The 21,275-nt window shown below is 63.2% G+C and carries 23 protein-coding genes; 9 read left to right on the top strand and 14 right to left on the bottom strand.

Annotated features, from left to right (window positions below; translation table 11 throughout):
- Positions 1-336 precede the first annotated feature (336 nt).
- From P3T23_RS37200 to P3T23_RS37210, 3 genes are read right to left on the bottom strand one after another with little or no spacing between them, the layout of a single operon-like run.
- A complete protein-coding gene (locus P3T23_RS37200) occupies positions 337-522 on the bottom strand; it encodes a 4-oxalocrotonate tautomerase (protein ID WP_429321048.1) in 186 nt (61 codons plus the stop codon).
- Positions 523-574: 52 nt separating this feature from the next.
- Positions 575-1,351: a class II aldolase/adducin family protein gene (locus tag P3T23_RS37205; RefSeq protein ID WP_429321049.1), complete on the bottom strand. Its 777-nt coding sequence runs from the start codon at positions 1,349-1,351 to the stop codon at positions 575-577.
- A 12-nt stretch (positions 1,352-1,363) separates the two neighbouring features.
- Positions 1,364-2,305 (bottom strand): urea transporter, encoded by a 942-nt coding sequence (locus tag P3T23_RS37210; RefSeq protein WP_429321050.1) that lies wholly within the window; start codon positions 2,303-2,305, stop codon positions 1,364-1,366.
- Between the two features lie 263 nt (positions 2,306-2,568).
- On the opposite strand from P3T23_RS37210, the gene P3T23_RS37215 reads away from it, so the two are divergent.
- On the top strand, positions 2,569-3,123 hold the full coding sequence (locus P3T23_RS37215; RefSeq protein ID WP_429321051.1) for a putative glycolipid-binding domain-containing protein: 555 nt from the start codon (positions 2,569-2,571) through the stop codon (positions 3,121-3,123).
- 4 nt (positions 3,124-3,127) lie between these two features.
- On the opposite strand, the gene P3T23_RS37220 is transcribed toward P3T23_RS37215, so the two are convergent.
- From P3T23_RS37220 to P3T23_RS37230, 3 genes are all read right to left on the bottom strand, one after another.
- The gene (locus tag P3T23_RS37220; protein ID WP_429321072.1) at positions 3,128-4,084 is read right to left on the bottom strand and encodes an aliphatic sulfonate ABC transporter substrate-binding protein; all 957 of its coding nucleotides are present in this window, start codon (positions 4,082-4,084) and stop codon (positions 3,128-3,130) included.
- 221 nt (positions 4,085-4,305) lie between these two features.
- Positions 4,306-4,896: an N-acetyltransferase family protein gene (locus tag P3T23_RS37225; protein ID WP_429321052.1), complete on the bottom strand. Its 591-nt coding sequence runs from the start codon at positions 4,894-4,896 to the stop codon at positions 4,306-4,308.
- A 103-nt stretch (positions 4,897-4,999) separates the two neighbouring features.
- Positions 5,000-5,890, bottom strand: a complete 891-nt coding sequence (locus tag P3T23_RS37230) for a LysR family transcriptional regulator (RefSeq protein ID WP_429321053.1) — start codon at positions 5,888-5,890, stop codon at positions 5,000-5,002.
- 81 nt (positions 5,891-5,971) lie between these two features.
- On the opposite strand from P3T23_RS37230, the gene P3T23_RS37235 reads away from it, so the two are divergent.
- Together P3T23_RS37235 and P3T23_RS37240 are read left to right on the top strand one after the other, a co-directional pair.
- On the top strand, positions 5,972-6,958 hold the full coding sequence (locus P3T23_RS37235) for a quinone oxidoreductase family protein (RefSeq protein WP_429321054.1): 987 nt from the start codon (positions 5,972-5,974) through the stop codon (positions 6,956-6,958).
- 214 nt (positions 6,959-7,172) lie between these two features.
- Positions 7,173-7,646: a Spy/CpxP family protein refolding chaperone gene (locus P3T23_RS37240; protein WP_429321055.1), complete on the top strand. Its 474-nt coding sequence runs from the start codon at positions 7,173-7,175 to the stop codon at positions 7,644-7,646.
- Positions 7,647-7,851: 205 nt separating this feature from the next.
- Here the strand turns inward: P3T23_RS37240 and P3T23_RS37245 are convergent, their stop codons facing one another.
- The 8 genes from P3T23_RS37245 to sapR form a co-directional block, all read right to left on the bottom strand.
- Positions 7,852-8,148, bottom strand: coding sequence for a hypothetical protein (locus tag P3T23_RS37245; protein ID WP_429321056.1), 297 nt, complete (start codon positions 8,146-8,148; stop codon positions 7,852-7,854).
- Positions 8,149-8,362: 214 nt separating this feature from the next.
- Complete coding sequence (locus P3T23_RS37250; RefSeq protein ID WP_429321057.1) at positions 8,363-9,145, bottom strand: ABC transporter ATP-binding protein; 783 nt, start codon at positions 9,143-9,145, stop codon at positions 8,363-8,365.
- Positions 9,142-10,020 (bottom strand): ABC transporter ATP-binding protein, encoded by an 879-nt coding sequence (locus tag P3T23_RS37255; RefSeq protein WP_429321058.1) that lies wholly within the window; start codon positions 10,018-10,020, stop codon positions 9,142-9,144. Before P3T23_RS37255 ends, P3T23_RS37250 begins: the two co-directional genes overlap by 4 nt.
- A gap of 1 nt (position 10,021) precedes the next feature.
- Entirely contained in the window at positions 10,022-10,936 is a 915-nt protein-coding gene (gene nikC / locus P3T23_RS37260; protein ID WP_133667007.1) for a nickel transporter permease, read from the bottom strand.
- Between the two features lie 82 nt (positions 10,937-11,018).
- The gene (locus tag P3T23_RS37265) at positions 11,019-12,089 is read right to left on the bottom strand and encodes an ABC transporter permease (protein WP_429321059.1); all 1,071 of its coding nucleotides are present in this window, start codon (positions 12,087-12,089) and stop codon (positions 11,019-11,021) included.
- Positions 12,090-12,144: 55 nt separating this feature from the next.
- Positions 12,145-13,752, bottom strand: coding sequence for an ABC transporter substrate-binding protein (locus P3T23_RS37270; RefSeq protein ID WP_429321060.1), 1,608 nt, complete (start codon positions 13,750-13,752; stop codon positions 12,145-12,147).
- A gap of 65 nt (positions 13,753-13,817) precedes the next feature.
- Positions 13,818-14,384, bottom strand: coding sequence for a D-alanyl-D-alanine dipeptidase (ddpX, locus tag P3T23_RS37275; protein ID WP_429321061.1), 567 nt, complete (start codon positions 14,382-14,384; stop codon positions 13,818-13,820).
- A 55-nt stretch (positions 14,385-14,439) separates the two neighbouring features.
- Positions 14,440-15,336 carry a sap1 transcriptional regulator SapR gene (sapR, locus tag P3T23_RS37280; protein ID WP_429321062.1) on the bottom strand — a complete coding sequence of 299 codons (897 nt, stop codon included), beginning with the start codon at positions 15,334-15,336 and terminating at the stop codon, positions 14,440-14,442.
- A 271-nt stretch (positions 15,337-15,607) separates the two neighbouring features.
- On the opposite strand from sapR, the gene P3T23_RS37285 reads away from it, so the two are divergent.
- From P3T23_RS37285 to P3T23_RS37310, 6 genes are all read left to right on the top strand, one after another.
- On the top strand, positions 15,608-15,916 hold the full coding sequence (locus tag P3T23_RS37285; RefSeq protein WP_429321063.1) for a hypothetical protein: 309 nt from the start codon (positions 15,608-15,610) through the stop codon (positions 15,914-15,916).
- A 200-nt stretch (positions 15,917-16,116) separates the two neighbouring features.
- Entirely contained in the window at positions 16,117-18,279 is a 2,163-nt protein-coding gene (locus tag P3T23_RS37290) for an ATP-binding protein (RefSeq protein ID WP_429321064.1), read from the top strand.
- On the top strand, positions 18,276-19,928 hold the full coding sequence (locus P3T23_RS37295) for a response regulator (protein ID WP_429321065.1): 1,653 nt from the start codon (positions 18,276-18,278) through the stop codon (positions 19,926-19,928). Before P3T23_RS37290 ends, P3T23_RS37295 begins: the two co-directional genes overlap by 4 nt.
- Positions 19,903-20,535 carry a response regulator gene (locus P3T23_RS37300; protein WP_429321066.1) on the top strand — a complete coding sequence of 211 codons (633 nt, stop codon included), beginning with the start codon at positions 19,903-19,905 and terminating at the stop codon, positions 20,533-20,535. The genes P3T23_RS37295 and P3T23_RS37300 overlap by 26 nt, the downstream gene beginning before the upstream one ends.
- 133 nt (positions 20,536-20,668) lie before the next feature.
- Positions 20,669-20,914 (top strand): hypothetical protein, encoded by a 246-nt coding sequence (locus tag P3T23_RS37305; RefSeq protein WP_133666335.1) that lies wholly within the window; start codon positions 20,669-20,671, stop codon positions 20,912-20,914.
- A gap of 29 nt (positions 20,915-20,943) precedes the next feature.
- Entirely contained in the window at positions 20,944-21,153 is a 210-nt protein-coding gene (locus P3T23_RS37310; RefSeq protein ID WP_429321067.1) for a hypothetical protein, read from the top strand.
- Positions 21,154-21,275 lie beyond the last annotated feature (122 nt).

Below are 21,275 nucleotides of genomic sequence, written 5' to 3' on the forward strand. Positions count from 1 at the left end.
CGCACACCAGTCGCGTGACTTTCAGAGTGGCACGCGAACGGTCAACCGTTGCAGTGACTTATCGATTGATGGCGATACGAAAGTGCGGCCTGTTGTGAGCGCAAACCGGCGTATTCAGAAACATCTGGGTGCAGGTGTCACCCGTTTGCGCGTCTGACGCGCGGAATCATGGGCTCGATGACAGAGCCGCCTGCAAGACGATATACGATCGCCCCGGTTTGCACTGTCACAAAGGGTCAAAAACAAAGAAGAACAAAGGATCAGGAGAACAAGGATCAAACATTGACGTTGCAGCGCGCGAAACAAACGAAACCTCACGCGCCGCCGTCGATCAGCCTACGCCTCCGACCACAGCTTCCCAGCCGTCGCCCAGTGCTCGCGTTTGACCTCCGTCAGGATGATCTCGACGGAATTGGGCTCGACGCCGAGCGATTCGCAGGTGGTCTTCGTGATTGCTTCGACAAATTGACGTTTCTGTTCGAGGCTGCGTCCTTCGAACAGTTCGACATGGAACGTGGGCATTGAAGCTCCTCCTTTGGGTCAAATGAAATCGTGAAAGCTGGAAAGATGTCATTCAATCGCGATACGAGCGGTCGATGCGATCGAGCTTGCGCAACAGCGCAGGCCATTCCATCACACCTTCAACGGCGCCGCCGTCGCGCAACTGTTCCGCCGTCCGCTCCGCAACTGCCTCGGACGGCAGCACCAGTTCGCCACCGCCGGACTGCGCGTGCAGCTGGATCTCACAGGCCTTGATCAGCGTCGCCATCAATACCCAGGCCTCGGCGACCGTGCGTCCGGTCGTCAGCGTACCGTGATTGCGCAGCAGCATCGCTGGTTTGTCGGCGAGATGCGCGACGAGCCGTTCGCCTTCGGCGGGCGTGAACGCGAGGCTCTCGTAGTCGTGGTATGCAAGCTGGCCGTAAAAACGCAGCGCATGCTGCGAAGCGGGCAGCAACCCCGCGCGTTGCAACGACACGGCGATGCCCGCCGTATTGTGTAGATGCATCACGCAGAATGCGTCGCTACGTGCTGCATGAACGGCTGCGTGCAGTGCGAATCCCGTGGCATTGACCGGATGCTCGCTCGCGCCGACGATGTTTCCGGCGATGTCGATTTTCACCAGATTCGACGCGCAGACTTCATCGAATGCGAGACCGAACGGGTTGATCAGGAAATGGCCGGGCTCGTCGGGCACGCTTGCGGAAATGTGGGTGTAGATGAGGTCGTCCCAGCCGTTGAGCGCGGCGAGTCGATAGGCTGCGGCGAGATCGACGCGGGTGCTCCGTTCCGCGTCGGAGATCGAAGCCGGTCCGGCAACGTGGCCGGCGGGGGTATGGGCGAAAGACATTCCAGCGTCTCCTCAGATGGTGCGGCGCGACTTCTGTCTGGTGGTTGTGGCGGGCGGCCCCGGCTGTGTGCCCGCCACGACGTCGGCACGGACGTTTTGCACGCGACGGCGCGCGAGCCAGTGCGCGCTCCACGTCGCGATGACGAACGGCGCGGTCATCGACGGCCATCCGCCGTAGGCGGTGAACTGCTGCAGCATAACCGACAGCGCAATGGCGCCCAACGTGATGACGACGCCGCAGTCTGCCACAGCGAGTGCCGTCAATGCGCCGTTGAACCCGAGCAGGCCAGCTTCAAGCGAAGACGAACCCGCACCGGGCAGCCAGTACCCACCGCTCGCGACGATTGTACCGACGAGCGCCCACAACGCGTAGCGCCGGGAAGACGCGGCGATACCCGCGAGCACGAGCAGTCCCGATAACGCGCCATGAGCGAACGTCGTCTGCGCAAGTCCCGCGAATGCTCCGTCGAGCGCCGTGACGAACGACACCGCATCGTGCGCCTTGAGCGGAGGCGTTTTTTCCGCGAGCCTGATCGACGGCAACCAGATCCACGTGACGATCAGGCACGGGCTCGAATAGAAGCCTTGCCCGCGATTGCGGAGCCACCGTGACCACGGCTCGAGCAACCAGGCCGTAGCGGTCGCCGCGAGGATGGCGATGGCGGTGGCGGTCGCATTGTTGGCGACAAAGGTGAACGCGGCGAGCGCGACCAGCGCGCCATTGAATCCGTGCAGCCCCAGCTGCGTATCGCGCTCGTCGTAGCCCGCCAGGATGGCGCTCACGTTCGCGGCGACCGCGCCCGTGAGCGCAGCACATGCAAGACGGACATCGCAGAAGAAAAGCGCGGCGAGCACGCAGGCGCCGGTGACAGCATTCGGCTGCAACACGATCTGGCCGAGACTGCGCAATAACGTGCGGAGCGCGGCGGTTTCTATGTGAGTGGCGGTGTGCATGTCAGGAGTGGCGCGGATCAGACGCGCACGGTTGCGTGCGCCCGGCGAGGAGGGCGAACCGCGAGCATAGGGTAGATATGGGCAGCGGGGATGCGTGCGCGATGATAGTAGCTATTTGCGGGCGGCCAGGAGAGAAGACCGTCAACGTGTCCCTGACGGTCGGGGTACGATGGCGATAGAGACCACTGTTGCCGCAACGCGTCTGCCGCCAGTCAGCGGCGACAGGGTGCGTTCGGATTCAATCGTCCAGAGGAGGCAGCGACATGCGCGAAGTGCGTTGGGCATCAGAGGAAGGCGAGGGCATCGAAAATCTGGCGTTCGATGCGCGAAGCGAGGGCTTCCATGTCGAGAGCGCCGTGGTCGGACAGCGGTATGGGCGGTCCTACGGGCTCTTTTACACCGTTACCTGTGACCCGCAATGGCGCGTGACGCACGCGTCGCTGCGGGTTGCGGGCGGCGGTGAACTCGAACTGCACGGCGACGGCGCGGGCCACTGGCGCGACGGCAGTGGCAGGACACTCGATGCGATCGAAGGCTGCATCGACATCGATATCGCCGCGACACCGTTCACCAACACGCTGCCGATCCGCCGCCTGCAGCTCGCCGAAGGCGAGCGCAAGCCGATCCAGGTGGCTTATATCTCAACGCCCGATCTCGAAGTGACGCGCGTCGAGCAGGCCTATTCGTGCATCGAACTGAATCGCGAGTATCGCTACGAAGGAATCTTCCGTCACTTCGCGGCGAACATGAAGATCGACGAAGACGGCCTCGTGCTCGACTATCCGACACTCTTCCGACGCCTGACGCCGCCTGCGTGAAGCTTCATTTAGCGGCCAGGCTCGCGGTGACCTCGCGGTTTTGCCAGACGTTATCCTTCACCGTGATCTTCTGGGGAATCAGATGCGCGCCGTAGAACGCATCGGCGACCTTCTGCTGTCCGCTCACGATATCGTCGGTGACGGCGGTCGTGTTGTACGGCACCCGTCGTACCCATTTTTCGACAAGCGCCTGATCGAGACCGAGCTTGGGCGCGAGCAGCGCGGCGGTTTCGGCTGGATGCTCGTTGACCCACAGGCCTGTGCTACGCAGCTGGCCGAGAATCGCGCCAACGAGATCCGGATGTTGCTGCGCGAAATTGCGGGTCGCTTCGTAGAAGTTGTGCACGGACTCGCCTGTCGAATAGTCCGCAAGCGTGCGCACCTTGAGCGCCTGCTGCGCGGCGGCATAGTACGGGTCCCAGACGATCCATGCGTCGACGTCGCCGTTTTCGAAGGCCGCGCGCGCGTCGGCAGGCGGCAGGTAGACAGGATGAATGTCCTCATAGCGCAGGTTGGCCCGGCGCAGCACCTCGAGCAGCAGATAGTGCGAACTTGAGCCCTTCTGCAGCGCGATGCGTTTGCCCTTCAGATCGGCGAGTGTGCGTAGCGGCGAGTCGGGCTTGACGAATAGCGCTTCATTGCCGTTCCCGGCAGGCTCTGCACCGACGTAGACGAAACGCACCGCCCCCGCCTGCGCAAACACGGGCGGCGGGGCGCCGGTATAGCCGAAGTCGACGCTGTTCGCGTTCAACGCTTCGAACAGTTGCGGACCCGCCGGAAACTCGAACCATTTCACGCTGTAGCCAAGCGGCGTCAGCTTCCGTTCCAGCGAGCCCTGCGCTTTCAGGACCGCCAGCAGCCCGGCTTTCTGATAGCCGATGCGCAGCACCTTGTCGCTGGCGGAATCGGTGCTCTGCGCGAACGCGGAAAGGCTTGACGCGAAAGCCGTCAGAAGCGCCATCCCGGGTATGAGAAGACGTAACGCGCTTGCCTTGATCGATGTCATCGAGAAGATCTCCTTGCCTGCGATGTGATTCAGGATGTCGTTGTCGCGGCATGCATCGTGGGCGATTGACGGAGAATTCCCGATCGATACGTTGGCGCCGCTGCGGTACGAAGATCGTCGCATGGGCGTCCCGCAGCGCAAACGAAGCAATGGAGATTTGGATATGACGTGCGCCGTCAGTCCCTGTCCGCAACGTCCGCCGGCAAGGTATCCGCACCCGCACCGAGCCTGCGTTGCATCAAGGTCGTATCGAGCCACCGTCCGTGCTTGAAGCCCACGGACTTCAAGGTGCCGATCAGCTCGAACCCGAGGCTGCCATGCAGCGATAGCGAACCGCCGCTTCCACCGTCGGCGATGACGGCGATCATCTGCCGCCACGGTCCTGTTTCGCAGCGCTCGATCAAGGCTTGCAACAGGACGCGCCCGAGGCCGCGGCCGCGAAACGATTCACCGATGTAGATCGAATCCTCGATGGTATGTCGGTACGCCGCGCGTGGCCGGTACGGCGTCGCATAACAGTAGCCCGCGACCACGCCGTCGATCTCCGCGACCATGTACGGCAGGCCGTGTCCAAGCACCGACGCACGGCGTGCGCGCAGCTCGTCGACCGTGGGCGGCGTCTCTTCGAACGATGCGACGCCGGTCAGCACGTGATGCGCGTAGATGGCCTGGATCGCGGGCAGGTCCGCCTCATTTGCGTCGCGCAGGTGCGGGGCGCCTGTCGTCGGGGATGAATGATTCGTTGTTGAATGGGATGCTTCGTTCATGCCTGTTCCTGTGATCACGCGCGTGGCTGAAAACGTCAACTATGCCTGCGAGGCACGCCGAATTGAAGCCGCTCAAAAATGATCCGCCCTGGAGGCGGACGCTTCACAGGTTGTCTTCCGCTTCGCGCACGGCGTCGGCGATCGCTTGTGCAACCGCCTGCACACGCGGCGAGCGGCGCACGTCCGGATGCACCGCGAGCCATATTTCGCGCGTGATATCGCAGACGGGTTGGGTGTCGAGCACCCCCAGCGTGTCGTCGCCGTGTGTAATGAAGCGCGGCAGCAGGGCGACCCCGAGGCCCGCGCGACACGCCCGATAGATCGAGACGAGATCGTTCGCAACCAGTGCAAAGGGCCGTTCATCGGCGAACTGCTGGAGCCACTGCTGCTGTGGCGTGAGCACGTCGTTGTAGCCGAGGAATTCCCATTCGCGAGGTGGCCGTCCGGCGCACTCCGGCGTCGCATACATGGCGAAACGCATCGTGCCGAGCCGCCGCGCGGCCAGCCCCGGTTCCTGCGGTCGGGACAGGCGCACTGCCAGATCCGCTTCACGCCGGAACAGATTCGCAGAGCGCGTCTCGCCGACGACATCGAGCAGCACGCCCGGGCAGGCACGCCTGAAGCCGGCGAGACGCGGCACGAGGAAGTGGCTGCCAAACACCGGCGGCACCGACAGACGGACCGTGCCGTGCAACGTCACCACCCCGCGCGAGGCGCGCACGAATCCATGCGCTTCCTCTTCGACGCGCTCGGCGCGCTCGACCAGCGTCTGGCCTTCTTCGGTCAGCGGCCAGCCGCGCGGCAATCGGTCGAAGAGTCGCACGCCAAGCGCTTTCTCCATCGCACCGATGCGCCGCGCGACGGTCGAGTGCTGGACGCCCAGTGTGCGCGCCGCTTCCGACAGGCTTCCGCCGCGCGCCACCTCCAGAAAGTAGCGGATGTCGTCCCATTGCGGAGCGGGCGCGGCCTTCGCGGGATCGGTCGAATTTTGCACAGGAGATGGTGAGGGATTGGGAGTTTCAGTGGATTATGCACGAACCTATGATCGCTCTCATCATCAGACCGGAGCACAACGATGGGACAGCAGGACGCATATCAGATTGGCATCGACAGCTACGGCGGCGCCGATGCGTTGCGCACGTTTTCACATGCGGTGCCGCCGCCGGCCCCGGGTGAAGTGCAGATCCGCCAGACGGCGGTGGGGGTCAATTTCGTCGACATCTACTTCCGCACAGGGCTGCACCGCTTGCCGGAACTGCCGGCCGTGCTCGGCGTGGAAGCAGCGGGTGTCGTGGAAGCGGTGGGTGCGGATGTGATCGACGTGGCAGTGGGCCAGCGCGTGGCCTATGCGGGGCTGCCGACGGGGAGCTATACGAACCTTCGCAATCTGCCCGTTGAGCGCGTGTTGCGGTTGCCCGATGGCTTGTCGAATGAAACCGCGGCGGCCGGGCTCCTACGCGGCGTGACGACCTGGATGCTGTTGCATCGCGTGCGGGAGATCAAGGCGGGTGACACGGTGTTCGTCCACGCTGCCGCGGGTGGGCTTGGCCTCATCGTTGTGCAATGGGCGAAAGCCCTTGGGGCACGCGTGATCGGCACGGTCGGAACAGCGCAGAAGGCCGCACTGGCGAAGGCGCATGGGCTCGATCAGGCCGTGCTCCATCGCAGCGAAGACTTCGTCGAAGCAGTGCGCGTGTTCGGTGGCGGCGCAGGTGTCGATCTGGCCATCGACGGCATTGGCGGCGACACACTCAGGCGCACGCTCGGCGTCGTGAAGCCGTTTGGCGTAGTCGCAAGCATCGGTCAGGTCGCGGGTCCTGTAGAGGCGCTCTCGATCGAAGAACTCGGTCCCGCACGATCGATTGCGCTTGCGCGCCCAAGTGTAATCGGGTTGATGCGCGATACCACGCAATACCGCGCCGCGGCGCAGATCGTGCTCGGCAAACTGGCGGATGGGCTGAACGTTCAGGCGGGCACGAGGCTGCCACTCGAACGCGCAGCCGAAGCACACAGGCTGATGGAGACGGGCAGGACGACGGGATCGGTCATCCTGATCCCGTGATGATCCCGCGGGCGATACGGGATGCGCGATGCATCGCCCGCTCTCGCTGCGCTGATTTCCCTGCGCTGCTTCGCCTGCGTTGCATTGCCTGCGCGGCTTGCCTACTCATTACGCACGTAATATCTCGCGCGTTGCCGGAGGACGATTGGGTTTGCGCGTGTCATCGACCTGGTATATACCTTGGTACGTGAACCGGACACTCAAGGGAGAATGCATGAAATCCGCACTTGCTGTGGCAGCACTCGCACTCGCGACCAACGTGTGGGCACAGACCCCTGCGGCATCCACTCCACCCGCGGCCAGTGCGAAGCCGGCATCCGGCTCGATGGCGCAGCGCGACAGTCATGTTGAAGAGCGTATCAGCGACCTTCATTCGGAACTCAAGATTACGAAGGATCAGGAAGCACAGTGGGCGAAAGTCGCTGATGTGATGCGCGACAACGCCCGGACCATGCATGACCTGTTCGAGGCGCGTCGTAACGGTACGGCAAGCGAAACTGCAGTCGAGAACCTGAAATCATGGGGCGATATCGCGCAGGCGCATGCCGACGGCAACAAGACACTGCTGGCCGCGTTCGAGCCGTTGTACGACAGCATGCCGGATCCGCAGAAAAAGATCGCTGATCAGGTCTTCCGGCGTCCGGACACGCACAGGCCAGCGCACAAGCCTTCGTCAAAACAGAAGTGAGCGACCGTCATTCATTGGCTTCATGCAGGGTGACGCACGGGCCGTGCGCGTCATCTCGCATCCGTGATCACGGATGCGAGATGAAACAGGCGACCACCGCCACCACCGATGCGGCCGCCGCCCCGGCCGCATCCACAGCCGCCGCCCCGACCTCGGCCGCAGCCTCGCTGACCGGGTCGGCTTCACGCGGCCGTCGCCAGGCGTTTCAGCCGTGCGAGTACGTATCCTGCGCAGGCACGTGACGACGGTAGTGATGGTGATGTTTCGGCTTATGGTTCGAGGTCGCTTTCGGCTGCGGCTGACGGGCCGGTGCAGGTGGTTGCTGCTGCTGCTGACTTTTGGCTGGCGCACCTGCGGGCGGCTGCGTGGGGTGTGCGTTGCCTGGTTGTACTGTCGTCTGACCTTCGCCGAAGCGATAGATCTGCGAGGTTTGCGCGTACGCTGCAACCGATGTGATGGACAGGGCAAGTGCAGTGAGTGTCAGGCAATTCGAAAGCTTCATGGATCCTCCGTTCAAGCGAGGGCGTCAGGATACAGCAATGCTTTCCGCCTTCAGGCTTGCACTGGAGATGGCACAATGTCGCTTACTGCTAAAGGCTGGACGACTTGTGCCGAACGCGCCGCGGTTCGCCTTCCCGCCGACAGGTGCGCGCGCGACACGCATCCCCGCGGCGATGGTCGCGGCAGCGATTGCCACAGCCACATCACCGCGAGCGTTAAAGCGCGGCGTCCACACCGATTACGTCGACCACCTTGCGCTGATAGCCTCCTGTCGCGAGCAGCAGGCTGCGCGTGTAGTCGTGCTGAACCTGCTGCGCGCGGATAGCATTGATGCCCAGCTCTTCGACGATTTCCCCATTGCGCATTACCGCCACGCGCGAGCAGAGAAAGCCGATCACCGCGAGGTTGTGGCTCACGAGGATCATCGTCAGATTGCGTTCGACGTGAAGCCGTCGCAGCAGATTGAGGATTTCGGCCTGTACGGACACATCGAGTGCGGAGGTCGGTTCGTCGAGCAGGAGCACGCGCGGCTCGACGATCAGCGCCCGCGCGATCGCTACGCGCTGGCGCTGGCCACCCGACAATTGATGCGGGTAGCGGAAGCGGAACGCCGGTCCCAGCCCGACTTCGCGCAGAGCTTCGACGATGCGTTCGTCCTGCCGGTCGATGCGGTTGATCGTCAACGGTTCGCGCAATGTCTGGTCGACCGTGAAGCGCGGATGCAGCGATCCATATGGATCCTGAAACACCATCTGCACGTCGCGGCGAAACGAGCGGTCGATCCTTTCGCCGGGCACGTGCGAGCCGATTTTCATCTGGCCGCGCGCGGTGGGCGTGAGGCCGGTGAGCGCGCGCAGGATGGTCGACTTGCCGGAACCCGATTCGCCGACCAGCCCGAACACTTCGCCTTCGCCGACGCAAAAGCTTGCGTCGCGCACTGCATCGAAGTAGCCCGTCTTTGTCTTGAACCGGACGGTCATGCCGTGGACATCGATCATGCGGATGCTCCCGTCGATGGTGTGAGCCACGCGGGGTCGCGTTGCAACACCGGCAGTTCGTCAGGCGGATTCGCGAGCGGCGGATTTGCCGCCAGCAGCCCGCGCGTATAGGGATGCTGCGCGAAAACCAGGTCGCGCGCGGCGCAGGTTTCCACCACCCGTCCCGCGTACATCACGACCACCCGGTCGCAGAACGACATCACAAGCGGCAGGTCGTGACTGATGAAGATGAGACCTGTGTCGTGCTTTTCGATCATCTCGTCGAGAATGCCAAGCACCTGCATCGACACGAGGACATCGAGCGCGCTGGTCGGTTCGTCGGCGATCAGAAGACGCGGGCCGGACGACACCATCATGGCGATCATCACGCGCTGGCCCATGCCGCCGGACAGTTCGTGCGGATACGCATCGGCAACGCGCTCCGGATTGCGGATATGCACCGCCGCGAGGGCCGCGACGATCTGCTCGCGCATCTCTATGCGACCCAGCTTCGGACCATGCAGCGCGAACGCTTCGCGCATCTGCTGCGCCACGGTCATCACCGGATTCAAGGAGTATTTCGGGTCCTGCAGGATCATGCCCATCTGCTGACCGCACAGCCGTCGACGCTTTTGCGCAGGCATCGCCAGCAGATCCTGACCGTCGAACCGCATGGTCTTCGCGCTGAACTGCGCAGAAGGCGGCAGCAGGCCGAGCAGCGCCCGCCCGGTCAGCGACTTGCCCGAGCCGGATTCGCCGACGATGCCAAGCCGCTCGCCCCGGTTGAGCGTCAGCGACAGGCCGCGCACGGCCTCGGTCAGCTCGCCGTCGTGACCTCGAAAGCCAATGCGCAGGTCGTCGACTTCGCACAGCGGCTGTGTCGTGCCGGTTTCCATATCAGCCTCCATGACGCGGATCGAAGACGTCGCGCAGACCGTCGCCGAGCAGGTTGAACGCGAGACTGACCAGCAGGATCGCAAACCCGGGAACGGTTGCCACCCACCAGGAGTCGAGCAGCACGTTGCGGCCGGACGCAACCATATAACCCCACTCCGGACTTGGCGGCTGCGCGCCGAGTCCGAGAAAGCCGAGGCCCGCGACGGTGAGAATGATGCCGGCCATATCGAGCGTCGCGCGCACGATCACCGATGAAGAGCACAGCGGCACGATATAGCGCAACAGGATGCGCAGCCGCGACGCCCCCTGCAGCCGCGCGACGTGAATGAAATCGGCCTGCACGAGGCGCAATGTCTCCGCGCGCGCGAGACGCGCGTACGCGGGCCACGCGGTAATCGAAATCGCGATCACCGCATTGATGACGCCGGGGCCGAGCGCGGCGGCGAACGCCAGCGCAAGCACGATCTTCGGGAAGGCGAGCGCCACGTCGGTGATGCGCATCAGCACGTTGTCGACCCAGCCACCGAAGAAGCCAGCCGTCGTGCCGATCAAGAGGCCCACCGGCACGACGATCACCACCACCAGAATCGCAATCGAAAGCGTGAGCCGCGACCCGTATATCAGACGCGAAAGAATGTCGCGTCCGAGCTGGTCAGTGCCCAGCCAGTGCGCGGCGGAACCCGGCGGCAAGAGCCGGTCGGTCAGCACCTGCTGCAGCGGATCGTGCGGCGCGATCAGCGGGCCGATCGCCGCGACGACAATCAGCAGCGCAAGAATCACAAAGCCGAAGACGGACAGCGGATTGCCCGCGAAGCGCCGCCAGCGGCGGAACGCGAGGCCGAGCGCGGCCTGTTTGCGGGACGCGGGCGTATCGCTCAGCAGCCAGTCCTTCCAGTGTCGGGGCGCGGCATTCATCGGCCAGTCCTGCGTTTGCGTGGTTTGCGCGGTTTGCGTAGAGGGATCGGATGGGGGACGCACGAAACAGACCTCCTCAGCATCAGCGGGCACGCGGATCGAACACGCGATACAGCGCGTCGGTCAGCAGATTGAGTGCGATGAACGTGATGCCGATCACGAGCGTGCTGCCGAGCACCGCGTTCATGTCGGCGTTCAGTAACGCGCCCGTCAGATACGAACCGATGCCGGGCCACGCAAAGACGATCTCGGTGAGCACCGAGCCTTCGAGCAGATAGCTGTAGGTGAGGGCGATCACGGTCAACAACGGCACGGCGATATTGCCGAATGCGTGACGCCAGATCACGCGCCGCTCGGACAAGCCTTTCGCACGCGCGGTCGTGATGTATTCCTGGCTCAATTGTTCGAGCATGAACGACCGTGTCATCCGGCTCAGATAGGCGACCGAGTAGTAGCCGAGAATCGCCGCAGGCAGTGCAATGTGCGAAAACGCGTTGAAGAACACGTCCCATTCGCCGGCGATGATCGAATCGACCAGCAGGCTGCCGGTATGGGTTTCGACGAGACCATCGAACACCGGATCGACGCGTCCGGGACCCGCTACCCAGTGCAGCTTCGCGTAGAACAGCAGAAGGCCCATCAGGCCGAGCCAGAACACGGGCACCGAGCTGCCGACCAGCCCGACAAAGCGCGCAACGTGATCGATCCAGCGGTTGTGGCGAACCGCGGCGATCACCCCGAGCGGAACGCCGATCAGCACGCCGATTATCGTCGACAGCGTCGCCAGTTCGAGGGTCGCGGGAAACACGCGCTGGATGTCTTCGATGACAGGATGCGCAGTCAGCAGCGACATGCCGAAATTGCCGTGCAGCACATCGCGCACATAGATCAGAAACTGCACCGCGAGTGGCTTGTCGAGACCAAGCTGAAGACGCGCCGCCGCGTACGCCGTCGCCGAGGCACGATCGCCGAGAATCGCCAGCACGGGGTCGATCGGCACCTTGCGGCCGATCACGAACGTGACTGCGAGCAGTCCGCTGAAGGTGATCACGAGCGTGACGATCCAGCGGGCGAGACGCAATGTCCAGCGTATGCTGGCGCTTTCGGCTGAAAGGGCGCGCAGGCGATCGAGAGTCGTGACGGGTGTCGACATGATGAGCTCCTCGGGCGAAGGCGAAGCCACGGCAGTTTCGCCTTCGCCTGATGCGTTACTGCTTCTTCAGGTCACGATACGACACGAGGTCGTTGATCGGGCCCACTTCGAGACCCGTCACGCCCGGGCGCGCCGCCACCTGCGAGACCTGCTGGAACATGATCACGAAGGGCGAGCGGGCGAGCATCTGCTTCTGCATCGTCTGGTACTGCTCGGCGCGCTTCGCCGTCGACGATTCCGCCAGCGCCGCATTCGTCTCTTTGGTCAGATCAGGAATGTCCCACGAATTGCGCCACGCGAGCATCTTGTAGGCGGACTTGTCGGAGTTGTCCGGGTTCCACGCGAAGCCCTGCGCGTTGCTATGCGGGTCAATATAGTCCGCCGACCATTCGCCGATATAGATATCGTGCGAGCGCGAGCGATATTTCGCGAGCGTCTGCTTGTTGTCGCCGGGAATGATCTGAACCTTGATGCCGCCCTGGGCGAGATTGGCCTGCACGGCCTCCGCGATCTCGCCGTAGGGATAGCCGTTGCGCACGTCCATCGTCACGGAAAAGCCGTTCGGAAGGCCGGCTTTCGCGAGCAGTTCCTTCGCCTTCGCGACGTTCTGCTGATAAGGGTCCGTGTTCAGCGCGCCGAGAAACCCTTCAGGAAGGAACGTTTCGTGAACCTTGTAGGTGGTTCTCGCGACGTTGCTCTGGATGCCGCTATAGTCGATCAGCCATTTCATGGCCTCCTGGACCTCCGGTTTGGCGAGGTTCGGGTTCTTGACGTTCAGGCCGAGATACAGAAGCGTGGCCTGCGGCACCGTACTCACGTGCGCCTTGCCCGACTTCGTCACCGCGGCGAGATCGTCCGGACTCAGGTTGCGGGCCACGTCAACGTCGCCGTTCTCCAGCAGCAGGCGCTGGCTCGACGCTTCGGGCACATGCCGCAGCACGATGCGCTTCATGGCGAGCGGCATGCGATAGCCGTCGAAGCGCTGCAGCACGAGGCTGTCGTTGGCCGTCCACTTCACGAGCTTGTAGGCGCCGGAGCCAGCCTCGTTGGTCCGCAGCCAGTCATTGCCGAAGTCGTTGCCCTTCTGGTGTGAAAGCAGCAGCTGCTTGTCCACCACGGAGGCTGGCCACGCGCCGAGCACGTTCAGCACGAACGTCGGCGCATATTTCTGGTCGGTCGTGACGCTGACGGTGGAGTCGTCGACCTTCTTCACGTTTTGCAGCACGTTGTCTTTCGTGAGGCCGATGCCTTGCAGCACCGCTGCCGCGCCCTTGTCGAGCAGGACCGTGCGCTGGATCGACCATGCGACGTCATCCGCCGTCAAGGCATTGCCCGAGTGGAACTTGAGACCCGGACGGATCTTGAACGTGAACGTCAGGCCGTCAGGGCTGACGGTCCACGATTGCGCAACATCGCCATTGAATTTCGACGGGTCCTTCAGATCGACGCGCACCAGCCGGTCGTATGTGTTCGCCACATATTCTTCCGGCACCAGTTCATATACTTCGCCGGGGTCGAGCGTCGTGAATTCGTCGAGGAAGGTCGCCATGACGAACATGTCCTTCGGCGTGGCCGCCTCGGCCGGGCCAGCCGCCGTGAAGGTCAGGGTCAGGGCGGAAGCGACCGCTGCCGCTGCCAGCGCGTTGCGCAATACCAGTTTCATACTCGCTCCGTAAGGAAGGGGGTAGAGCCTGCAAGGGAACATCGGATGCCGGAAATCGAACGCCACTACATGAGACGAAACGGGCCGCTTTCGCTGTTGTCGATGAGCGGCAGCGCGCGTGAGCCAGGTAACTCGTAATGCCACCATTCGCTCTTGATGTGCGTGAAACCCGCCGCATGCATGACGCCCAGCAGCAACAGGCGGTTGCGCTGCACATGCTGGGGCAGGTCCGGATGAAAATGCTCGGACTCGATCGTCATGGCGTCGAACCACGTGCCCATGTCGAGTGCCTCGCCATTCGCATCGACGAGCGTCAGATCGATCGCGGTGCCGCGGCTGTGATTCGAACCACGGGTGAGGTCTGCGATGTAAGTCGGATCGGGAAGAAAGTCCCACAGCACCTGCTGCGCCTGAGGCGGCCGGTAGGCGTCGAAAATCCGCAGCGTGGTGCCCATGCCGCGTGCGATTTCGACTGCCCGCCGCAGGCCCGCTTCGGCGGGTTCGAGCAGCAGGCAATGCGCCGTCCTGTAGATCGCCTTGCCGGTCAGATTGCGGTCGGTCGCGTAGACCAGGTCGATGTCGACGCCGTGGCTCGCGGATGTGATCGGGATGAGTCGGTGTTGTTCTGTCATCGAAAGGGGCGTTTGAATCCTGTGTATTGGGGGCGTATAGGGCAAAAGACCGGGGCTAAAGATCGAACTGATCGAGTTCGCGCTGCAATTCGCGATTGCGCGCGACGCGCTCGTCGATCGTCGGGCCAAGCCGTTCGACGATCGATGTGATCAGCAGATTGAACAGGCACGTCAGCGGCGCGAGTGAATCCCAGAACTGGCCGACGTCGGTTTTCACCTGCAGCAGGTCGCACGGAAAATCGCGCGCCCACGGGCAGTAGAGATCGGTTACGAGCGCGAACGGCAGGCCGCGCCGCGCGGCTGCCTCGCAGTAGTTGCGGGCAATGCGCGAGTATGCGCGGGTATCGGTCACGACGAGATACGGCGATGCGAACTCCGAGTTCAGCGAATCGACGTACGAGCCAGACATGCCGTCGGAATAGAACACACGCGGCCGGATGTATTCGAGGTAGCTGGAAAAGGCGTTGCTGATGCCGCGCGTCGATTGAATACCGAGGATGTACACCGCGTCCGCGCTGGAGATGCGCCCGGCGATGCGCGCGAAGGCCGGTGTGCGCGCAAGCTGGTAGACGTACTGGATGGCTTCGAGCTCGAGATCGAGTGAGCGCGTCAGCGCGCCGTTCTCGCCTGCTGCCACGACTTCGCCGGGTTGGCTGGCCTCGCCCGACTGTGCCAATAACCGGCGGTATTCGTCGAGCCGGTCGGTGATCATCCACGGGCGTTCCTGGGCGCCGCGCAATTCCCGCTTGAGGTCGTCGAGGTTGCGATAGCCGACGCAGCGTAGAAAACGCCCGACAGAAATCCCGCTGGTACCGGTTTGTTGCGCGATCTGGTCCGCGGTTTCGAGGCCCAGCCGTTCGATGTTCGCCAGCATGTAGCTCGCGATACGCTTCGCCGTTGGAGTGAGGTCGGCAAAGCGCGATTCGACGGTCTGCGTGAAGGCGGTCGGCATCGTGGCGGCAGGATTGGTTATTTATCTGTCATTTGTTCTTGAGTTGACATTCATCTAACAAGGCCAATAAAGTCAGCGCCAACTTAAAAAATTAATTGAAGGCGTTTGTCCGATAGCTTAGGGCAGTTCGCTGCGCTCGAGCATGGGCTTCAGGATTTCCTGACGGGAGATTCAGCCGACCTGCTGCGCATTTTCCAGCCTTCCTGACTGTGTGAAATGGTCAGCCTGCCTAGGATTGGCTATTGAGATCATCTTTTCCGGCGGGCGCACCATGACCGATCATCCGGCCGACCACGAGGAAGCAGTCGAGCAGGTGAACAGCGTGTGTCTGCGTCTGTTCGACATGTGGTGCGAAAGCAGAAGCGTCATACCGCTGGGCTACCTGATGCACTGCTGGCCGTTGCGGGATAGCGGCCCGGCTTCCGTGCGGCGGCTCGCGGACGCGTTGCGGGAACTGAGCCGGGCGCATCCCGGCGCACTGGGCGGCAACACCTGGCCGATATTCTGCGAACTGGCTTCATGCATCGATGAAGTCCTGCTGTATCCGGGGATACGTAGGCAGCCCGTGGTGCGCGACTAAAAATTCCTCATATCTGAACGGCCCGTCTGGTCCAGCGCGGGCACTGTCGATCATGGGGAATCTGAATGACGCTGACCGTGGGGCGCGGGGAATCGCCGACCGGCCACCCTCGCGATGCACCGGGCAGGGCGTACGTAGACCCCGCTTCGGCAACGAGTGCAGAATAGACGAAACAAGAACCGGAGCACTCGCGGGGACGTATGGCAGACGACATGCGCAACACGTGGTGGGGTTCAGTCAGCCGCTTTCGGAGTAGCGTCGTATTGCGGCTTCTTGTGACGGTGCTGCTGTTCAGCTGCGCGGTTACGCTGCTGTTGACCGCGGTGCAGCTTTACGGCGACTACCATCGCGGCGTGGCGCAGATTCAATATCGCCTTGCGGATATCGATCGCAGCAATCGCGACAGTCTCGCCGAAGCGCTCTGGCGGCTCGATGCCGCACAACTTCAACTGGAACTGAACGGCATCCTGCGTCTGGACGACATACGTGCCGTGGAAATCCGCGAGACCGGGAAAGCGGGCACATCCAGCTATGTGAGTGCTGGCCGGCGCTCCGCAGGTCCGGTCATCGCCCGTGAGTTTCCGCTCGTGTACGACGTGCAGGGCAAGGACCGGAAGATCGGCACACTCTACGTCGAGGCGACGCTCGCCGATCTCTACCACGATCTGCTGCGAACCGCCGCGGTGATTCTGGCGACTCAGGGCGCCAACACCTTTCTCGTCTCGCTGTTCACCATCTACATCCTGTCGCGCCTCGTGATGCGCCATGTGGCCGCCATCGCACGAACCGTGGAGCGCTATGATTTCCGTGAGGCCCCTCTGCCTTTCGTTCTCCAGCGTCGCGAGCCGCGTGAGCCGGATGAACTCGATCGCGTCGTGGCGGCATTCAATGCGATGGGGGCGCGGTTGCATCGTGCCTATCTCGACGAGCGGGATGCCGCGGCCGAACGCGAAGCGCGCGATCTGGCGGAAGCGGCTAACCGGGCCAAAGGCGAATTCCTCGCCAACATGAGTCATGAACTGCGCACGCCGTTGAACGGCATTCTCGGCTATGCGCAGATCCTCGGACGCGACACCGAACTGAACGAACTTCAGCGTGAAAGGATAGCGATCATCCGCCGCAGTGGCGAACATCTGCTGACCTTGATCGAAGATACGCTCGATTTTGCGAGGATCGAAGCTGGCAAGTTGCGTGTCGTGATCTGCGATGTGCCGCTGGCGGGGCTCGTCGACGTCATTCGCGAGATCATCGGCGTGAAGGCTGAGCAGAAGCGCCTCGAATTCAATTGCGAAATCTCGCCGGACGCCCCCAGCGGTGTGCGTGCCGACGAGCGGCGCTTGCGGCAGGTGTTGCTCAACCTGCTGGCAAACGCGGTGAAGTTCACCGATAGCGGCTGCGTCAGCCTGCATATCTCGAAGTCCGTGTCGAACCGGGTCCGTTTCGAAGTACGCGATACGGGCGTCGGCGTCGGTCCGGGGCAGCTGGAGACGATCTTCGAGCCATTCGAGCAGCTGGGCTCGCCCGAACGACGTGCCGGAGGCGCCGGCCTCGGGCTCGCGATCAGCCGGGAATTCGTGCGCGCGATGGGAGGAGAGATCGACGTCGAGAGTCATCTCGGAGAGGGCAGCGCGTTCTGGTTCGAACTCGAGCCGGCGAGCGTCTTGCCGATGGCTTCCGCGAGTGCCGGCGCGCCGCCGGCGCACATGGCGACGAGTTACGAGGGTCCACGCAGGAAGGTGTTGATCGTCGACGACATCGCGGTCAACCGCGCGGTCGCCGTGGACTGGCTAAGCCGTCTCGGCTTCGACACCGTCGAGGCGGAAAACGGGCGCGAGGGGTTCGAGAAGGCGCAGCACGAAACGCCGGACCTGATTCTCACCGACATCGTGATGCCCGAAATGGACGGCCTTCAGTTGACGCGTAATTTGCGTCGAGTACAGGGCTTCGAGCACATTCCAGTCGTTGCGATGTCCGCCAGCCCGTCGGGAACCGACAAGGCGATAAGCATAGCCGCTGGCATGAATGCTTTCCTTTCGAAGCCGGTCGACCTGGAAGCATTGCTGACGCAGATCGCCGCACTGCTTGATCTGCAGTGGACCTACGTGGCGCAGGCGCCTCCGGGGCGCGCTGACGTGCCTGCCGTGTCCGCGCCGGCTGTGCCTCAGCAGCAGATGGAGGAACTTCATCGCCTCGCCCGTCTGGGCGACATGTCTGAAATCGTCCTGTGGGCCGAGCGCATGGCAGCAAGCGATCCGCGCTATCTGCCATTCACGGCGCAACTTTGCGCGCTCGCGCGGGGCTACCAGTCGCGGGCGATCCTCCAGCTGGTGGAACGGCATATGAGCTGCGAGCCTGAACCATGAGCGATCTGATCGCGGATTCCGGCGAGCGTCCGACCATCCTCATCGCAGATGACACGCCGGCAAATTTCGGCGTGGTCGTCGATAGCCTGATGGACCGGGGCTTTCGGGTGCTCGTTGCGCTCGACGGCGAGGAGGCGCTCGAGCGTGCGCTGTTCTCGAGGCCCGATCTGATCCTGCTCGACGTGAAGATGCCCGGTATCGACGGCTTCGAGACCTGCAGGCGGCTCAAGGCGGATGAGCGCACGCGCGATATCGCGGTGATTTTCATGACGTCGCTGACGGACAGCGAAGACATGATCGAGGGTTTTTCGGCAGGCGGCGTCGATTACGTGACCAAGCCGGTGCAGGTCAACGAAATGATGGCGCGCATCGAGACCCATCTGGCGATGCGCGCGATGCACCGCCAACTGGTCGCGCAGAACCGCCAGCTTCTAAACGAAGTGGCGATACGCCAGCAGGCCGAAGCGGCGTTGTCGCGCGCCCGCGACGAACTCGAACAGCGGGTCGAGCAGCGCACGCAACAGCTTGCGCAGGCGAATGCGAGCCTTTCCGCCCAGATGGAAGAGCGCCTCCGGGCCGAAGCGAAACTGCAGTCGAGCGAAGCACGCTTTCGCACCATCGCCGAGACGAGTCCCATCCCGCTTTGCATCACCTCGATGCCAGAGGGAGTCATCCTGTATTCGAACGAACCGCTGCGCGAACTGTTTGGTATCGATGTGCGTGTGGGGACACTGGCCAACATCGTCGACTTCTATGTCGATCCTGCGGACCGCGACAGGCTGGTTTCCCATCTGCGCAGGGAGGGGAGCTTCAGCAACTCGGAAGTCCACCTGCGGCGCGCGGACGGCACGTCGTTCTGGGCCATGGCAACCGCGCGCGTAGCGACATACGGCGACGCGCCGGCGATCTACGTCGGCCTGAACGACATCTCGGCGAGGAAGCGCATCGAGCAGGAGCTGTTCGAGTCGCGCGAGCAGTTGCGCGAACTGTCCGCCTACATGGAGGCCATTCGCGAAGGAGAGCGCAAGCGCATCGCGATGGAAATTCACGACGAACTGGGCCAGTTGCTGACGGCCTTGAAGATGGACGTTTCGTTGCTGAAGATGCGTCTTGGCGGAGACCCCGAGGCGAGACGGAAGACCGACGACATGCGCGAACTTGTCGAGAAAACCATCTGGATGGTGCGCAATGTCGCGAACCATCTGCGGCCGGCCGCCCTGAACTTCGGGATCGTTTCGGCGCTGGAGTGGCTGGTCGAAGACTTCGGCCGGCGCAACCGCATTCCCTGCCAGTTGCGCATCAACGGGGGAGAGCCGACGCTGCCGGATTCTCACGCCACGGCCGTGTTTCGTATCGTTCAGGCCTCGCTGACCAACGTCGGGCGCCATGCGGGGGCGACGCGCGCCGACGTCACGCTGACCAGCACCGCCGCGGCGCTCGAACTCCATGTCAGCGACGATGGTTGCGGCTTCGATCCGGCGACGGCGGGCAGAGGCAGTTCCTACGGCCTGCTCGGCATGCAGGAGCGCGCCCGCCTGATCGGTGGGTCGATGTCGATCAACAGTGCGCCCGGCACGGGCACAGCCATTTCCATTCGCATTCCGCTCGAGGGCGGGGAGAAAAATGATCCATATCCTGATAGCCGATGACCACGCGATCGTGCGCGGCGGGCTAAAGCAGATCATTGCCACGACAACCGACATCGTCGTCGCTGCCGAGGCGTCGCAGGGCTCGGAAGTGCTCGACAGGCTGCGCACCGGCCAGTTCGATCTGATGCTGCTGGACATGACGATGCCCGGCATCAGCGGGGTCGACCTGATCCGGCGCGTGCGTGCCGAGCAACCCGGTTTGCCGGTGCTGGTGCTGAGCATTCACAACGAGGCACAGGTCGTATCCCGTGCGCTGCGGGCCGGCGCGACCGGCTATGTGACGAAGGACAGCGATCCGGACGTGCTGCTCGCGGCGATCCGCAAGCTGGCCGCCGGAGGACGGTTCATCGACCCGAAGCTGGTCGACGCGATGGTCTTCGAGACGCATTCCGGCGACGCGCCGCCGCACGAGATTCTGTCCGACCGCGAATTTCAGGTGTTGCGGATGCTCGCGGCCGGCCAGAGCATCAACGACATCGCCGAATCGTGTTCGCTCAGCGCCAAAACCATCAGCACCCACAAGATGCGCCTCATGCAGAAACTCGGCCTCAACAACAACGCGGAACTGATCCGCTATGCGATCAGACACGGTCTGGTGGCGGAATGAGTGGACGTTAAGGAAATCCTGAAGCTTTAACCAGCGTTTCCCGAAGCCACAATCCGCCGCTGCCGACTGATAAATCGCCGGCGTTGCCGCACGATCCTCCTATGGGCACCAGAGGCCACGAGGAGGGGATGACATGGTTGCGACAGGCTCATTGCGTGGACTGCGCGAAAAACTGCTGGCCACCGCAGGCGCGCAGCCGGTTCGCGTGCTGTCGCTGCACCGTTCGCAGGACGGTCTGACACGCCGGGTGTGCGTCGAGGTCAGGCGGCCCGCCGGGCCGCTCGTGCTGTTTTTCTTCCGGCACGGCGACGGCACCTGGCATATGTTCCCGCCCGCGGACACGCTGTGCAGGATGAGCTTCGAGCCGCTCGTTGCCTGACGTGGCGATTCCGGCAAAGGGAGGCATGCATGGGTACAGAACAGTCTGGGGAACTGTCGATGCACGAGACAGAATTGCGCGCGTGGATGAGCGCATGGTACGACCACGCATTCGCCGTCGGCTTCATCCGGCCGCCGTTCGTCCTGGATCACGCGACCGCAGTGAGGCTCGAAGGCTATTTCAATGCGGGGCTGACGCCGGAGGACGGAGCCAACGCGATGTTTGGGGTCGTGCATTGACGTGTCCGGGGGGCGCCGGGGCACACTAGGGCCTGTTCACGCTAATAACGGGCTTGCGCTGGCCGCCAGAAGGGCCGAGCGCAAGGATTGCGACGAAGCGAATACTGGACGTATTCGCGAGG

It is taken from the genome of Paraburkholderia sp. GAS448, from assembly GCF_050435685.1.
GTDB lineage: Bacteria > Pseudomonadota > Gammaproteobacteria > Burkholderiales > Burkholderiaceae > Paraburkholderia.

Coding starts and splice junctions, on each gene's coding strand:
- P3T23_RS37200 (WP_429321048.1), bottom strand. CDS start 522: ATGCCCACGTTCCATGTCGAACTGTTCGAAGGACGCAGCCTCGAACAG.
- P3T23_RS37205 (WP_429321049.1), bottom strand. CDS start 1,351: ATGTCTTTCGCCCATACCCCCGCCGGCCACGTTGCCGGACCGGCTTCG.
- P3T23_RS37210 (WP_429321050.1), bottom strand. CDS start 2,305: ATGCACACCGCCACTCACATAGAAACCGCCGCGCTCCGCACGTTATTG.
- P3T23_RS37215 (WP_429321051.1), top strand. CDS start 2,569: ATGCGCGAAGTGCGTTGGGCATCAGAGGAAGGCGAGGGCATCGAAAAT.
- P3T23_RS37220 (WP_429321072.1), bottom strand. CDS start 4,084: ATGGCGCTTCTGACGGCTTTCGCGTCAAGCCTTTCCGCGTTCGCGCAG.
- P3T23_RS37225 (WP_429321052.1), bottom strand. CDS start 4,896: ATGAACGAAGCATCCCATTCAACAACGAATCATTCATCCCCGACGACA.
- P3T23_RS37235 (WP_429321054.1), top strand. CDS start 5,972: ATGGGACAGCAGGACGCATATCAGATTGGCATCGACAGCTACGGCGGC.
- P3T23_RS37240 (WP_429321055.1), top strand. CDS start 7,173: ATGAAATCCGCACTTGCTGTGGCAGCACTCGCACTCGCGACCAACGTG.
- P3T23_RS37245 (WP_429321056.1), bottom strand. CDS start 8,148: ATGAAGCTTTCGAATTGCCTGACACTCACTGCACTTGCCCTGTCCATC.
- P3T23_RS37250 (WP_429321057.1), bottom strand. CDS start 9,145: ATGATCGATGTCCACGGCATGACCGTCCGGTTCAAGACAAAGACGGGC.
- P3T23_RS37255 (WP_429321058.1), bottom strand. CDS start 10,020: ATGGAAACCGGCACGACACAGCCGCTGTGCGAAGTCGACGACCTGCGC.
- nikC (WP_133667007.1), bottom strand. CDS start 10,936: ATGAATGCCGCGCCCCGACACTGGAAGGACTGGCTGCTGAGCGATACG.
- P3T23_RS37265 (WP_429321059.1), bottom strand. CDS start 12,089: ATGTCGACACCCGTCACGACTCTCGATCGCCTGCGCGCCCTTTCAGCC.
- P3T23_RS37270 (WP_429321060.1), bottom strand. CDS start 13,752: ATGAAACTGGTATTGCGCAACGCGCTGGCAGCGGCAGCGGTCGCTTCC.
- ddpX (WP_429321061.1), bottom strand. CDS start 14,384: ATGACAGAACAACACCGACTCATCCCGATCACATCCGCGAGCCACGGC.
- sapR (WP_429321062.1), bottom strand. CDS start 15,336: ATGCCGACCGCCTTCACGCAGACCGTCGAATCGCGCTTTGCCGACCTC.
- P3T23_RS37285 (WP_429321063.1), top strand. CDS start 15,608: ATGACCGATCATCCGGCCGACCACGAGGAAGCAGTCGAGCAGGTGAAC.
- P3T23_RS37290 (WP_429321064.1), top strand. CDS start 16,117: ATGGCAGACGACATGCGCAACACGTGGTGGGGTTCAGTCAGCCGCTTT.
- P3T23_RS37295 (WP_429321065.1), top strand. CDS start 18,276: ATGAGCGATCTGATCGCGGATTCCGGCGAGCGTCCGACCATCCTCATC.
- P3T23_RS37300 (WP_429321066.1), top strand. CDS start 19,903: ATGATCCATATCCTGATAGCCGATGACCACGCGATCGTGCGCGGCGGG.
- P3T23_RS37305 (WP_133666335.1), top strand. CDS start 20,669: ATGGTTGCGACAGGCTCATTGCGTGGACTGCGCGAAAAACTGCTGGCC.
- P3T23_RS37310 (WP_429321067.1), top strand. CDS start 20,944: ATGGGTACAGAACAGTCTGGGGAACTGTCGATGCACGAGACAGAATTG.